This window comes from Sphingomonas sp. 7/4-4, from assembly GCF_027941955.1.
In the GTDB taxonomy this organism is placed as follows: Bacteria; Pseudomonadota; Alphaproteobacteria; order Sphingomonadales; family Sphingomonadaceae; genus Sphingomonas.
Window position 1 is genome coordinate 1,330,494 of sequence record NZ_CP115960.1, and the last position, 13,567, is coordinate 1,344,060.

Sequence of the window (13,567 nt, forward strand, 5' to 3'; positions counted from 1 at the left end):
AGCTCAGGGCGAACGGTTGTGGAAATTCGCTGATGTACCGCTACGACAAATACGATCAGGCCATCGTCGACGCCCGCGTCGAGGAATTTCGCGACCAGGTCGCCCGCCGCATCTCGGGTGCGATGAACGACGATCAGTTCAAGCCGCTCCGGCTCAAGAACGGCCTCTATCTCCAGCTCCACGCGTACATGCTGCGCGTCGCCATTCCCTATGGCACGCTCGACGGCCGCCAGATGCGGATGCTCGGCCATATCGCGCGCAAGTACGATCGCGGCTATGGCCACATCACCACGCGCCAGAACATCCAGTATAACTGGATCAAGCTCGAGGAAGCACCCGATATCCTCGCCGATCTCGCCACGGTCGAGATGCACGCGATCCAGACCAGCGGCGAGAGCATCCGCAATCTCTCGGCCGATCAATATGCTGGCGCCGCCGCCGACGAGATCTGCGATCCGCGCCCCTGGGCCGAATTGCTCCGCCAGGCGACGACCTTCCATCCCGAGTTCAGCTACCTGCCGCGGAAGTTCAAGATCGCGGTGATCGCCTCGGAAGAGGATCGCGCGGCCTTGCGCTGGCACGATTTCGCGCTGCGCATCGTGCTTGACGAAGCCGGCGAGCAGGGCTTCGAAGTCTATGCCGGCGGCGGCATGGGCCGCACGCCGATCATCGCCTACAAGATCCGCGACTTCCTGCCCGCCGCGCAGATCTTCTCCTATCTGCAGGCGGTGCTGCGCGTCTGGAACACGCATGCCCGTCGCGACAACATCCACAAGCAGCGGATGAAGATCCTCGTCCACGAGCTGGGCGAGGAGGAATTCCGCCGCCAGGTCGAGGAGGAATTCCAGCATTTCCTGACCCTCGGCACCGATTTCCCGCAGGCCGAATACGACCGGATCGCCGCCTATTTCGCGCCGCCGCCGTTCGAGATCGGGCTCGGCGAAGAGATCGACCGCAGCGATCCCGAATTCGCGCTCTGGGTCGATCGCCAGACCGTCCGCCACAAGGCGCCGGGCTATGCGATCGTCAACATCAGCCTAAAGCCGATCGCCGGCATCCCCGGCGACATCTCGGCGGACCAGATGGACGTCGTCGCCGATCTCGCCGAGCGCTACAGCTTCGACGAACTACGCGCCACGCACGCGCAGAATCTCGTGCTGCCTTATGTTCGCAAGCAGGACCTGCACGCGGTGTGGCAGGCGCTCGACGCCGCGGGGCTGGCCGACGTCAATCTCGACCTGATCACCGATCTCATCGCCTGCCCGGGGCTCGATTATTGCAGCCTCGCCAATGCCCGCTCGATCCCGGTGGCGCAGAAGATCGCCGCGCGCTTCGCCGATCTCGACCGCCAGCGCGATCTCGGCGAGCTCAAGATCAAGATCAGCGGCTGCATCAACGCCTGCGGCCATCACCATGCCGGCCATATCGGCATCCTCGGCGTCGACCGTAAGGGTACCGAGAACTATCAGCTGCTGCTCGGCGGCTCGGGCGCGGAGGACACAAGCCAGGCCAAGATCACCGGCCCCGGCTTCGACGAGGACGGCGTGGTCGATGCCGTGGAGAAGGCCACCAATGTCTACTTACGCGAACGCCAGCCCGGCGAGCGCTTCCTCGACACCTATCGCCGGATCGGCATGGATCCGTTCAAGGAGGCGATCTATGGGTAAGCCACAAGCCATATCCCCGTTCGCCCTGAGCTTGTCGAAGGGCGGCTCTCCTTATGGGCTGCCGCTTGGGGCAAGCCGGCGCTTCGACAGGCTCAGCGCGAACGGAATGACGGCATGACGGACACCCTCCTCCGCTTCCGCGACGACGAGCCGCACGAGGAGCCCGCGGTCTCGATCGACGCGTTCCTCGGCCAGTCCAACGCCACTGCGGTCCGCATCGAGGCTGGCGAGGACGCCCGCGCGCTGATCCCCTATCTCGATCGGCTGGCGCTGGTGGAGATCGACTTCCCGCGCTTCCGCGACGGCCGCGGCTATTCCTCCGCGCGCATCCTGCGCGAAGCGGGCTACAAGGGCGAGATCCGCGCTTCGGGCGACGTGCTGGTCGATCAGATTGTGTTCATGCGCCGTTGCGGCTTCGACAGCTTCGCACCTTATGCGCCGATCGACGAGACCGTGCTTGCGGCCACGCTCAATCGCTTCGACTATGTCTACCAGCACGCGGCCGACAATGCGGTGCCGGTGTGGAAACTGCGCCATGGCTAATGTCGCAGCGCGGAAGATAGACCGGCTGGACCTCGCCCCGCGCTTCACCGAGCAGGACGCGATCCGCCTGAACAACATGTTCCGCGGCAGCTCGACCGACGAGATGCTGCGCGCGGTGATCGGCGACCAAATGGTCGGCGACCTCGCGGTGGTCTCGTCCTTCGGCGCCGAATCCGCCGCGTTGCTCCACCTCATTGCCTCGGTCGATCCTTCGGTGCCGGTGCTCTTCCTCGAGACTGGCCGGCATTTCCCCGAGACGCTCGCCTATCGCGACCAACTCGTCGACCGGCTCGGCCTCAAGGACTTCCGCAACCTCCGGCCCGACCCGGAAGTGCTCGCCGCGCGCGACGCCAACGAACTGCGCTGGTCGTACGACCCCGACGGCTGCTGCGAGATCCGCAAGGTCGTGCCGCTGGCCAAGGGGCTGGCGGCGTTCGATGCGACGATCACCGGCCGCAAGGCGTTCCAGGCGAAGACCCGCAACGCGCTGCCCCGCTTCGAGATCGACACTTCGGACGCCTCGGGCCGGCTCAAGGTCAACCCGCTCGCCGACTGGACCAAGGCCGATCTCGACGCCTATTTCGTCGAGCACGATCTGCCGCCGCATCCTCTGGTCGAGCAGGGCTATCTGTCGATCGGCTGCGCGCCGTGCACCAGCGTGGTCAAGCCCGGCGAGGACCCACGCGCCGGCCGCTGGCGCGGCTGGGACAAGACCGAATGCGGCATCCACACGCTTATCCCGGATGGCGATCCCAACCAGCCGTCTTTCTAACGGGAATCGCCGGAGCCACCCTGCGGTAGCCCCGGCGATCCGCTCCTGCTGACGAACTCAGAACAAAATCGGCAGCCGCGGCGCGATGTGCCCGCGCACGCTGTCGCTGCTCCTCTGTTCGACCCCGAGCCCGCCGAACAGCATCGCGCCGCCGAGGAAGGCCCCCAGCAGGAAGCTCAGGCTGGCCAGCGTCTGGCCCTCATTCGAATCCGGCCCGAAAATCTGCCCCGGCTTGGTTGCGTTGAGGTCCGCCTGCGTCGCCACCTCGCCAGTATAGGCCGAGCGCCAGCCCGCGCCGCTGTCATTCTCCTGCAGCACGAAGCCGTCGGCATTCGCCCGATCGAGCGCTCGTCCGTTGCTGCCCATGCTGATCTCGAGATCGCCCAGCTTCTGCTGGCTCAGCCCGGTCACTTCGATCGCCTGGTCGCCCTTGGTGATCGCCACCGAACTGGCGAAATAGACGTTCGGATTGCCCTGCCCCTGCTCTGTGTTGATCGTGATCTTGGTGCCGTTGTCCAGCGTGAAGGTCGTCGTCCCCCAAAATCATAGACGTGCTGGCCGTTCACATCGACGTGCGGATCGCCCCAGATCCGGGTAGTCTCGCCGGTATTGGCGTTGGTGATCGTCATCTCGCTGTTATTCTCGTTGAGCTGCAGGCTGTAGCCGTCGCCCAGGTCGATCGCGGCCTTGCCCTCGCCGCCGGTCTTCACCGTCCAGTTCGCCTGCGTCTCGCCGCCGCAGCGCGCGTCGACGTTCCAGCCGCGCGGGAAGCAGGACGAGGCGAACGGCCCCGCACCGAGCGGATTGAGCATCTTGCCCATGATCCCGGCCGCGAGCACGAAATTGGCCGAAGCCGATCCGGCGGCGAGCGCCTTGAATGCGCCCGAGAAAGTAGTGTTCGCAGCGATAGCGGTCATGTCGCGTCCCCTGTGGGTGGTGAACAGGAGAGACGTTACGCCCCCGCCCCGATCCGCGCGCTCCGCATTCCGACTAGACGCGCTAGTCGCTTCGATTAGCCGCGCGTCCGCCCCGGCCTGTCGGCCGGCTCAGCTGAAAGCCGTAGGTACGTGCCTACCTTGTTGCGGCCCTACAACAGACATCCGGATTTGCCGGAAAATCGTTCGATTGCGCCGTCCGTGTGTTGGAAAAGCGCTTGTCTGTTAGCGCAAACATTGCCCTCTTGGCCCCGCAATCAGCCGCAATTCCGCCCTGAACTTCCCCTGGCCCGGCGTGCTCCCCCAAGGCGCCGGGCCTTTTCCCGAGGATCGGAGACAAGCATGCAGGACGCGCCTTCGTCGGAGCGGATCGTCAAGCGCGTAGTCGTCGCAGGCGGCGGCACCGCGGGCTGGGTTACCGCGACCGCATTGGTCCGGCATCTCGGGCCGCTGATCGACATCACGCTGGTCGAATCGGACGAGATCGCGACGATCGGAGTCGGCGAATCCACTGTGCCGACCTTTCGCGGCTTCCACAATCTGATGAAGATCAAGGAAGACGTATTCATGTCGGCCACCCAGGCGACGATCAAGCTGGGGATCGAGTTCAAGAACTGGGCGCGCGTCGGCGATCGTTACGTCCATCCCTTCGGCCTCCTCGGGCACCGCTGGAGTTGGATGGCCGATTTCCACCATTTCTGGCTGCACGCCCGGGCGCGGGGTTTCGGTGGCGATCTCGGCGAATATTGCCTCGAATGGGTGGCGGGCGAAGCGAACCGGATGTCGCTCGATCCCCCGCTGGCACCCAGCTACGCTTATCATATCGACGCGGCACGCTATGCCCGCTTCCTGCGCGGGCTTGCCGAACCCGCGGGGTCAAGCGCGTCGAGGGTACGATCCGCAATGTCGAGCTCAACCCCCAGAGCGGCTTCATCGATGCGCTGGTGCTCGCATCGGGCACGCGGATCGAGGGAGACCTGTTCATCGATTGCACCGGCTTCCGGTCACTGTTGTTGGGCGAGGCGCTGGGCGTGGCGTTCGAGGATTGGGGGCACTGGATCCGGACGAACCGCGCCGTTGCCGTTCAATCGACCTCGGAAGGTCCCAGCCAGCCTTATACCTCCGCGATAGCGCACGAGGCGGGCTGGCGCTGGCGCATCCCGCTGCAGCACCGCGACGGCAATGGTTTCGTCTTCGCCAGCGATTTCATGTCCGACGACGAGGCGCATGCGCGCCTGCTCGCCGAGATCGAGGGCGAACCCATCGTCGATCCCTGGCTGGTGCGCTTCAAAACGGGAACGCGGGCCAAGGCCTGGCACAAGAACTGCGTCGCGCTGGGACTGGCCGGCGGCTTCATCGAACCGCTCGAATCAACCAGCATCCACCTGATGATGGCCGCAGTGACTCGGCTGATCGAGGATTTCCCGTTCCACGGCGTGGACGATGCGCTGGTCAGCTATTTCAACGGCAAGTCGCGGCAGGAATTCGAGAATATCCGCGACTTCATCATCCTCCATTACCACATTACCGAGCGCGATGATTCAGCCTTCTGGCGGCAGTGCCGGACGATGGACATCCCGGACAGCCTGAAGGAACGGCTGGCGCTGTGGCAGGAAAACGGCCGCGCCTATCAGCTCAGCCACGAGCTCTTCCGGATCGACAGCTGGGCAATGGTGCTGCTCGGCCAGCGCCGGTTCCCGCGCGGCTATCACCATCTCGCCGAGATGATGCCCGAGCAGCGGCTCCGCGACGAGCTCGACAGGATGCGGCGCGAGATCGCGGATCTGGCCGCGGGCATGCCGAGCCATCCCGACTTCCTCAGATCCTATTGTCCCGCGGAAGCGCCGCGCTGAACATTCGTCCGCAAGGCCGCGCGGCGGAAAATATCGGCTCGCGCAATACCGTCACAACTCGGCATGAATTCGTCACGCAACTGCAACGAGTCCGTCACCGCACCGGCGCAAATCCCTCCTAACGCCGCCCCAGCTGCATTTCGCATCTGCAGCAATTTGGGGAATGAAAAAGATGATCTCGCACGTCGGTTTCGCTGTTGGCCTTGACGATTTCGCTGCTCCTCCCGGCCGCCGCCATGGCGCAGGACACCGACGCAGCCGGCGCCGCCGCGCCCGCCGAAGCCGCGCCCCCGGAAACCACGGATTCGTCCGCGATCGTCGTCACCGGCCGCGAGACCCGCACCTCGGTGGTGCTGCCCGGCACCGAGATGCAGAAGATCCTCCCCGGCGTCAGCCCGTTGAAGGCGATCCAGACGCTGCCCGGCGTGCTCTACATCACTGCCGATCCCTGGGGCTATAACGAGCAGAACGCCCAGATCTTCATCCATGGCTTCGCCGGCAACCAGCTCGGCTACACGATGGACGGCATCCCGCTCGGCGACCAGAGCTACGGCAATTACAACGGCCTCTCGCCGCAGCGCGCGGTGATCTCGGAGAATGTCGGCCGGGTCGTCGTGTCGACCGGCGCGGGCGATCTCGCCACCGCCTCGAACAGCAATCTCGGCGGCACCGTCGAGACCTATTCCTCCGATCCGCGGCCCGCTTTCGGCATCGACCTGGCCCAGACCATCGGCAGCTACGACACCTCGCGCACCTTCGCCCGGGTCGACACCGGCACCTTCGGCGGCAACAATTCGGCCTATATCTCGGCCGCCCGCCAGCGCGCCCGCGCCTGGGATTTCCGGGGCTATCAGGGCGGCTGGCAGGCCAATGCCAAGTTCGTCCACGACGATTCCATCGGCAAGCTGACGCTCTATTTCGACTATAACGACATGACCCAGCCGAACGAGGACTCGACGGTCTTCTTCAAGCCCTCCGCAGGGAACACGGCCACACCGGTCCAGCTCTACACGCCCTACACCAAGCCGTTTTTCTATCCCGAGTTCGATACCTACCGGAATTCGTACCTCAGCCCGCTCGGCAATTCGCCGGCGACGGAAGGCAGCAATTACCGCAATTATTATTCGGACGCGCAGCGCACCGATTATCTGGCCTATGGCCGCTACGACGCGCATTTCTCGGACAAGGTCACCTTGTCGACCACCGCCTATTTCCACCACAATGACGGCGCCGGCGTCGTCGCCGGTCCGCTCGGCCAGTCGATCACCACCGCACAGCCCTATCTCGATCCTGCCTATGCGAGCCTTCCGGCCAATTGCCGCTTCACTGCCAACGCCAACGGCGTGCGCCCCGCCGCCTGCACTGCGCTGACCCCGGCCCAGGCGGCCGCGGCCGGCGCGGCTTTGGTCGCGGCAACCGGCGGCTCGGGCCTGATCACCCGCACCACTGAATATCGGATCGATCGCTACGGCGTGATCTCCGCGCTCGCCATCGACCTAGGCGCGCACAATATCGAGATCGGCGGCTGGTTCGAGCATAACAGCACCACCCAGTGGCGCCGCTGGTATGGCGTCGATGCCGGCGATCCCGCCTCGAGCACGCCCTATATCCGCCCGCTCGAGGCCGCGCAGCCGCTGTTCACCCAATATCAGGGCGAGGCACGGATCAACCAGCTCCAGCTCCATGTGCAGGACAGCTGGCACGTATTCGATCCGCTGCGCGTCCAGTTCGGGTTCAAGACCAGCGCGCAATGGGCCAATGGCTGGTTTCCGGTGCAACCGAAGGTCGGCTCGCTCTCCGGCCTCACCGGGGGCCTGCCGCAGGGCAAGATCGATACGAAGAACTGGTTCCTGCCGGCGGTCGGCGCGACCTGGGACTTCAACGGCCACGAGCAGGTCTATTTCAACGTCCAGAAGAACCTGCGCCAGTACCAGGCCTATCTCGCCGGCGGCGGCGGCCCATGGTTCACCGGCAGCCAGGCGGCGTTCGATGCCTTTGCCGACGAGGGCAAGCCCGAGAGCAGCTGGACCTATGAGGGCGGCCTGCGCACCAGCCGCAGCCTGGCGAGCGACGTCAGCCTGAGCGCGCAGGTCAACTATTACCACGTCGTCTTCAACAACCGCCTGCTCGCCATCTCGACCAATCCGGGCGGCATCGCCGGCGGCGGCATCACCGGCGGCACGTCGATCCTCGTCAATGTCGGCGACGTCCACACCGACGGCGTCGATGCCGCCTTCACCCTGCGCGTCGGCGCCTTCTCGCTCTACAACGCCACGTCGTACAATCTGTCCAAATATCAGAGCGACTATACCTCCACCGCGTCGGGCATCGGCGCCGCCACCGGAACCTGCATCGGCGGCTATCTCGTCACCGCCGGCGTGGTGCCGACCTGCGGCAAGCAGCTGCCCGGTACGCCGAAATGGATGAACAAGAGCGTCGCGACGCTGGCGATCGGCCCCATCGAGGCGCAGGTGATCGGCGACTATGTCGGCCGCCGCTACGCCACCTTCTCCAACGACGCGAGCGTGCCGTCCTACTTCCTGACCTCGTTCCGCCTCGCCGCCCGCATGCCGGACGGCATCCTGCCGCTCCGCAAGGCGGAAGTCGCGCTCAACATCACCAATCTGATGGACAAAAAGGGCGTATCGACCCTGTCGGTCGGTTCCGCCACCAACGGCTATTCGGCCTATCCGATCGCACCGCGCCAGTGGTTCCTGACGTTCTCGGCGGCGTATTGAGGCAACGGGGACGGCCGGCGCGAGGCAAGCCGTCCCCCAGCCAGTTGCGTGAACGTACATGTCCCAGCATTATGGGCGACGTTTGCAACGGGAATGCGCTTGATGAGTCCGCCGACCGAAGCTTCGATGACCCGCCGCACCGTGCTCGGCATGGGCGGCGCGACTCTCGCCGGGTTGGCGCTGGCGCCCGCCGCCGCGCAGGCAGCGATCCCCACCGTCGATTCGCTCACGCTGCAGGTGCTGGTCGATAACGCCACCTTCGGCCCGTTTCTGCCCGATCTCGACCAGCCGGGTCTCAAGCTTCTACGCCGCGGTAGCGGCCCTGCCGAGGCGGTGATGTCGCGCCGCGCCTTGCAGGCCGAGTTCGGGCTCTCCTCCTCGCCACCTCGCGGCGCGCCGGTGAGACCGCGAAGCTGCTGGTCGATTTCGGTTACTCGCCCGAGACCGTGCGCAACAATCTCGCTTTGCTCGGCATCGACCTGTCGGACCTCGACGCGGCGGTGCTCAGCCACGGCCATCTCGATCATTATGGCGGCTTTGCCGGTTTTTTCGGCGCCGACGCGCGCCGGAAAGTGCCACTCTATGTCGGCGGCGAGGAAACCTTTTGCGAGCGGATCGCGCTGATTGGCACCCCTCCGCCGGTAATGGGTGCGCTCGACCGTGCCGAACTCGCCCGCGCCGGCTTCGCAGTGCAAATCGCGCCGACGCCGCAAGTGATCAAGGGCCAGGCCTTCACCACGGGCACGATCCCGCTCAGCAGCTTCGAACGGGCCGCCATCCCCACCCAGATGCGCCCGGGGAAGGGTTGCGCGCTGGCCGGGCTCGATCTCGCCAAGCGCGCCGCTACGCAGCTCCCCGACGATGGCGAACACGAGCTCGCGACTTGCTATGCGATCAGGGGCTTGGGGTTGGTCGTGATTGCCTCATGCAGTCATCGCGGCGTGATCAACAGCATACGCCAGGCACAGAAGGTGTCGGGCGTCGGCAAGGTGCACGCCGTCGTCGGTGGCTTCCACCTCGTCCGTCCGCGCACCGAGGAAGAAGCCCGTCGCACCGTCGCCGAGCTAAAGGCAATCGATCCGGCCTATATCGTGCCGATGCACTGCACCGGCGAGGTTTTCATTGCGGAAGCTATCCGGCAGATGCCGGAAAAGGTCGTCCGCACCTATGTCGGAAACCAGTTGATCTTCGCGGCCTGAACAGCGTCCCTCTCGCTGCTGGCGCTCGCTAGCTCCCGCGCTTGCAAAGTAGGATTTCGCCTGCTTGCCTGATCGCTGGCCCCACGCCCGCTCTTTGACGCCGTCGATTCCCTCCGCCGCTCGCGCAATCAAATTTCCTACTCGCGCAACTTCATTGCCGATTCGCCGTGCAAACCGTGAAATTGTGCGCGCCAAATCCAACAAGCCGCGCCTGCGACTCGTCTCAATATGCCTTGTGTGCCAGGTCGCTGAACTCGGTGAACTGCCGGTCGAAGCGCATGTGCACCGAACCCGTCGCGCCTTGGCGCTTGGCGATGATCACCGTCGCCTTGTTCGCCACTTCGAATGCTTGACCTGCTCTCAGGGCCTCCCGGGCGACACCTCCGCAACCATCCATTTCATCAGTTGCTCGCGGCCGGGCGTGGCGCCTCTATGCTCGCCAGCCACGCCGACGACGAGACCAAGCGGCCAGCGGCGATCCCGCGGACTGCGTCCTCCAGCTGGCCGCGATTGCGGTAGCTGCCGATCACGAGCACGCGCTTGCCCGGTCGCGAGCGGACCGTGCGAGTCACGACCTGCGCCATTTCGTCGTCCCATGCGGACTGCACGGTCGCGAAAGCCGGGCCGACGATCGCAGCGCGAAGCGCGACATGGCTGTCGACCATGCGTGCGGTGGTCTCGTCCTGAGTCCGGCTCGGGCGCCGCCAATAAGCGAGCAATGCCGTTTCCAGCGCCTCGTCGAACGCGGTCAGCGCGGCCGCGCCTTGCGGGTCGTTCCGGCCGAGCGCGGCGAAGGCGGCGCCCGCCGCGCCGGCAAGCGCCTCGAAGCGCTTGCCGCCCGGCTCCATCGCCACGGCCTCCGCTCCGCTGGCGCCGAGCCAGGGCCAGACCATCTTGGGATATTCCGGGCGGCCGGGCGTGTCGGTACGGCCGGCCAGTTCGTCGGGGCGCACCTCCAGCACGACGACATCCGGCCGGAATGTCACGAGGATCTGCCGCAGCCGATCATAGCCGAAGCTTTCCTCACGGGCGTGAAGATCGTGCAAGGCGCCGAGCACCAGCACCGCGTCGGGGCGCGGTGCAGTTTGGGCGTGCACGGGAAGCGCGGAGAGAAGGACGGCGGCTAGGGCCAGCGGGCGAATACGAGACAGGATCATGCGCCGGACCTGCGGCACGCGCCCCGCTCAGGCACGGCCAAATCGCCGAGCGGGATCGCCGTTCCGCCAGCCGGGCGATCAGCCCAGCGCCGCCCATCCGGAGAGCGCCCGCCGATAGCGGCGGCTGAGGCGAACCCTCGCTCCGCCGGCGAGCTCGAGAAGCGCATCGCCCCGCCCGAGGCGCTGGACCGCACGCACCTTGTCCAGCCGGACGATCGCGGTGCGGTGTACGCGCGCGAACTCCGACGGGGGCAACGCCGTGCCGAGCGCCGAAAGCGAACTGTCGACCAGCATGGTTCCGGCGCCGGTATGGACCTCGACATAGTCGCCGGCCGTCGCGACCCATTCGATTGCCTCGAGCGGAACATGCTGCCGCCGGCCGCCGGTGCGCACCCACAGCCCCTCGATTGCGGCCGCAGGCGGCGTCTCCGCCGGCTCCCGCACCGCCGCTGCGGCCGCGCGCCGGCGATGCAGGACGGCGATCGCTACGATGGTCGCATAGGCCAGCGTGCCCGTGTCCATATTGGCGGCAAGGACCCAGGGTATCATCTCGCCCGGGGAGGAGAAGGTCCGGCCGTAGACCGGCCAGTAGAGGACGCAGAACAGTCCCACATGAAGCAGCAGCGCCAGCGGCAGCCCCAACACCAGCGCCGCGCCCCGAATACGCCGCGAACCGCCGGCGGCGAGTATCCGGCGTGCAATCTCGAGGAAGACGGGCCCGAGCAGCGCCCAGGCAGAATAGATCGCCGCCGTGTAACCGAGCGCCGGCCAGAACGGCTGCGGGCGCTCCTCCAGCACGCCGAGCGTCTGGGTTTTCAGCGTGACCAGCAAGGTGAGCGCAACCCATGGCAGCACGCCGACGAGAAACAGGTTTCGTACCCGCAGGCCGTGGGACGTCGTCAACAAGGCCTGCGCAGTGCCGGTCATGCGCGCTTCCCTACGCCACTCGTCCCCCGATTGTCAGCCTAACTGGGCAGGAGATCCCGAAGCTCGGGCCCTTCGGCACCTTGCAATGTAGGATTTCGCCTGCTTGCCTGATCGCCGGCCTCGCGCCCGCTCTTTGACGCCGTCGATCCGCTCTCATCGCTACGCAATGAAATTTCTTGGCCACGCAATTTTATGAGCGAAACTGCGGGCAAAGTGTGAAGCTAAGCCGCCTTCCAACAAGCCGCGCCCGCGACTCGCCGCTCAATACGCCTCGTGCGCGAGGTCGCTGAACTTGGTGAACTGCCGGTCGAAGCGCATGTGCACCGATCCCGTCGCGCCGTGGCGCTGCTTGGCGATGATCACCGTCGCCTTGTTTGCCACTTCGAGCTGCTTGGCCTGCCACGCCTCATACGCCATCCGCTCCTCGGCGGTCTCGGTGCCGTCGGGAACCTTCGTCGGCGCCTTGAAATCGTGATAATATTCGTCGCGATAGACGAACATCACGATGTCGGCGTCCTGCTCGATCGATCCCGATTCACGCAGATCCGAGAGCTGCGGCCTCTTGTCCTCGCGGCTTTCCACCGCGCGGCTCAGCTGGGAGAGCGCCAGCACCGGCACGTTGAGTTCCTTGGCCAGCGTCTTGAGCCCACGGCTGATCTCCGAGATTTCCTGCACGCGGCCGTCGCCCGATGCCTTTGCGCTGCCGGTCAGCAGCTGAAGATAGTCGACGATCACCATCCCGATCTTGTGCTGGCGCTTCATCCTTCGGGCGCGAGTGCGCAAGGCTGCGATGGTCAGGCCCGGCGTGTCGTCGATGAACAAGGGCAGCCGCTCCAGATCGCCCGCGGCGCGCGCGAATTTCTGGAATTCGGCATGGCTGATCTGCCCGGTGCGCAGCTTTTCCGAGACGACCTCGGCCTGCTCCGAAAGGATACGCATCGCCAGCTGGTCGGCCGACATTTCGAGGCTGAAGAACGCGACCGGGGCACCGATCGACTTCTCCTCGGGGATGCCCGCTTCGAGATCGTCGGCCCAGCGCTTGGCGGCGTTGAACGCGATATTGGTCGCAAGCGAGGTCTTGCCCATGCCCGGGCGCCCGGCGAGGATCAGCAGGTCGGATCGGTTGAACCCGCCGGTCGAGGCATTGAGGTCGCTGAGCCCGGTGGTGACCCCCGAAATGCCGCCGCCCGAGTTCATCGCCTTCTCGGCCTGCCGCACCGCCAGCGTCGCCGCGCGGGTGAAGCTCTTGAGGCCCGCGTCCGAATCGCCCTTCTCGGCGACTTCGTAGAGCTTCATCTCGGCCTGCTCGATCTGCTTGGCCGGATTGATGTCCTGGCTCGTGTCGAGCGCACCGTCGACGAGGTCGCGCCCCACCGTCACCAGCGCGCGCAGCATCGCGAGGTCATAGATCTGGTCGGCGAACGAACGCGCGCCGATCAGGCTGGCCGGGTTGCCGGTGAGCTGCGCCAGATAGGCTGGGCCGCCGACTTCCTTCATCGCCGGATCGGCGGCGAACAGCGGCCGCAGCGTCACCGGCGTGGCGAGCCGGTTGTCGCCCACCATCGCGGCGATCGCTTCGTAGATCCGCCCGTGCAACGGCTCGAAGAAATGTTCCGGGCGCAGTTTCTGGAGCACGTCCTCCGCCACGCGATTGTCGATCATCATCGCGCCGAGCAACGCCGCCTCGGCCTCGATATTCTGGGGCAGGCTGACGCCTTCGGGGGTCTCGGGTGCGGGAAAGGGAATCGGTTGTGCCATGTGACTCTCTAGTCGCGC

The 13,567-nt window shown here is 65.8% G+C and carries 8 protein-coding genes and 2 pseudogenes; 6 read left to right on the forward strand and 4 right to left on the reverse strand.

Annotation, left to right across the window (positions count from 1 at the left end):
* Positions 1-32 precede the first annotated feature (32 nt).
* From PIB19_RS06745 to PIB19_RS06755, 3 genes are all read left to right on the forward strand, one after another.
* Positions 33-1,667, forward strand: coding sequence for a nitrite/sulfite reductase (locus PIB19_RS06745; RefSeq protein ID WP_271240178.1), 1,635 nt, complete (start codon positions 33-35; stop codon positions 1,665-1,667).
* A 114-nt stretch (positions 1,668-1,781) separates the two neighbouring features.
* Positions 1,782-2,210, forward strand: a complete 429-nt coding sequence (locus PIB19_RS06750; RefSeq protein WP_271240179.1) for a DUF934 domain-containing protein — start codon at positions 1,782-1,784, stop codon at positions 2,208-2,210.
* Positions 2,203-2,982 carry a phosphoadenylyl-sulfate reductase gene (locus tag PIB19_RS06755; RefSeq protein ID WP_271240180.1) on the forward strand — a complete coding sequence of 260 codons (780 nt, stop codon included), beginning with the start codon at positions 2,203-2,205 and terminating at the stop codon, positions 2,980-2,982. Before PIB19_RS06750 ends, PIB19_RS06755 begins: the two co-directional genes overlap by 8 nt.
* A 57-nt stretch (positions 2,983-3,039) precedes the next feature.
* Here PIB19_RS06755 and PIB19_RS23545 read toward each other — a convergent pair.
* Positions 3,040-3,899: pseudogene (locus tag PIB19_RS23545) on the reverse strand (DUF1521 domain-containing protein).
* Positions 3,900-4,259: 360 nt separating this feature from the next.
* Here PIB19_RS23545 and PIB19_RS06765 point away from each other — a divergent pair.
* The 3 genes and pseudogenes from PIB19_RS06765 (at position 4,260) to PIB19_RS06775 (ending at position 9,707) form a co-directional block, all read left to right on the forward strand.
* Positions 4,260-5,770, forward strand: a pseudogene (locus PIB19_RS06765) (tryptophan halogenase family protein).
* 236 nt (positions 5,771-6,006) lie between these two features.
* Positions 6,007-8,508 carry a TonB-dependent receptor gene (locus tag PIB19_RS06770; RefSeq protein WP_271240928.1) on the forward strand — a complete coding sequence of 834 codons (2,502 nt, stop codon included), beginning with the start codon at positions 6,007-6,009 and terminating at the stop codon, positions 8,506-8,508.
* Positions 8,509-8,954: 446 nt separating this feature from the next.
* Complete coding sequence (locus tag PIB19_RS06775; protein ID WP_271240181.1) at positions 8,955-9,707, forward strand: MBL fold metallo-hydrolase; 753 nt, start codon at positions 8,955-8,957, stop codon at positions 9,705-9,707.
* 401 nt (positions 9,708-10,108) lie between these two features.
* On the opposite strand, the gene PIB19_RS06780 is transcribed toward PIB19_RS06775, so the two are convergent.
* The 3 genes from PIB19_RS06780 to PIB19_RS06790 form a co-directional block, all read right to left on the reverse strand.
* Positions 10,109-10,804, reverse strand: a complete 696-nt coding sequence (locus PIB19_RS06780; RefSeq protein ID WP_271240182.1) for a hypothetical protein — start codon at positions 10,802-10,804, stop codon at positions 10,109-10,111.
* A gap of 138 nt (positions 10,805-10,942) precedes the next feature.
* Positions 10,943-11,791, reverse strand: coding sequence for a LytR/AlgR family response regulator transcription factor (locus tag PIB19_RS06785; protein ID WP_271240183.1), 849 nt, complete (start codon positions 11,789-11,791; stop codon positions 10,943-10,945).
* Positions 11,792-12,052: 261 nt separating this feature from the next.
* On the reverse strand, positions 12,053-13,549 hold the full coding sequence (locus PIB19_RS06790; protein ID WP_271240184.1) for a replicative DNA helicase: 1,497 nt from the start codon (positions 13,547-13,549) through the stop codon (positions 12,053-12,055).
* Positions 13,550-13,567 lie beyond the last annotated feature (18 nt).

What these genes read in the sequence shown, in the direction of transcription:
- PIB19_RS06745 (WP_271240178.1), top strand. Translation starts at nt 33, where the DNA reads ATGTACCGCTACGACAAATACGATCAGGCCATCGTCGACGCCCGCGTC.
- PIB19_RS06755 (WP_271240180.1), top strand. Translation starts at nt 2,203, where the DNA reads ATGGCTAATGTCGCAGCGCGGAAGATAGACCGGCTGGACCTCGCCCCG.
- PIB19_RS06750 (WP_271240179.1), top strand. Translation starts at nt 1,782, where the DNA reads ATGACGGACACCCTCCTCCGCTTCCGCGACGACGAGCCGCACGAGGAG.
- PIB19_RS06790 (WP_271240184.1), bottom strand. Translation starts at nt 13,549, where the DNA reads ATGGCACAACCGATTCCCTTTCCCGCACCCGAGACCCCCGAAGGCGTC.
- PIB19_RS06770 (WP_271240928.1), top strand. Translation starts at nt 6,007, where the DNA reads ATGGCGCAGGACACCGACGCAGCCGGCGCCGCCGCGCCCGCCGAAGCC.
- PIB19_RS06785 (WP_271240183.1), bottom strand. Translation starts at nt 11,791, where the DNA reads ATGACCGGCACTGCGCAGGCCTTGTTGACGACGTCCCACGGCCTGCGG.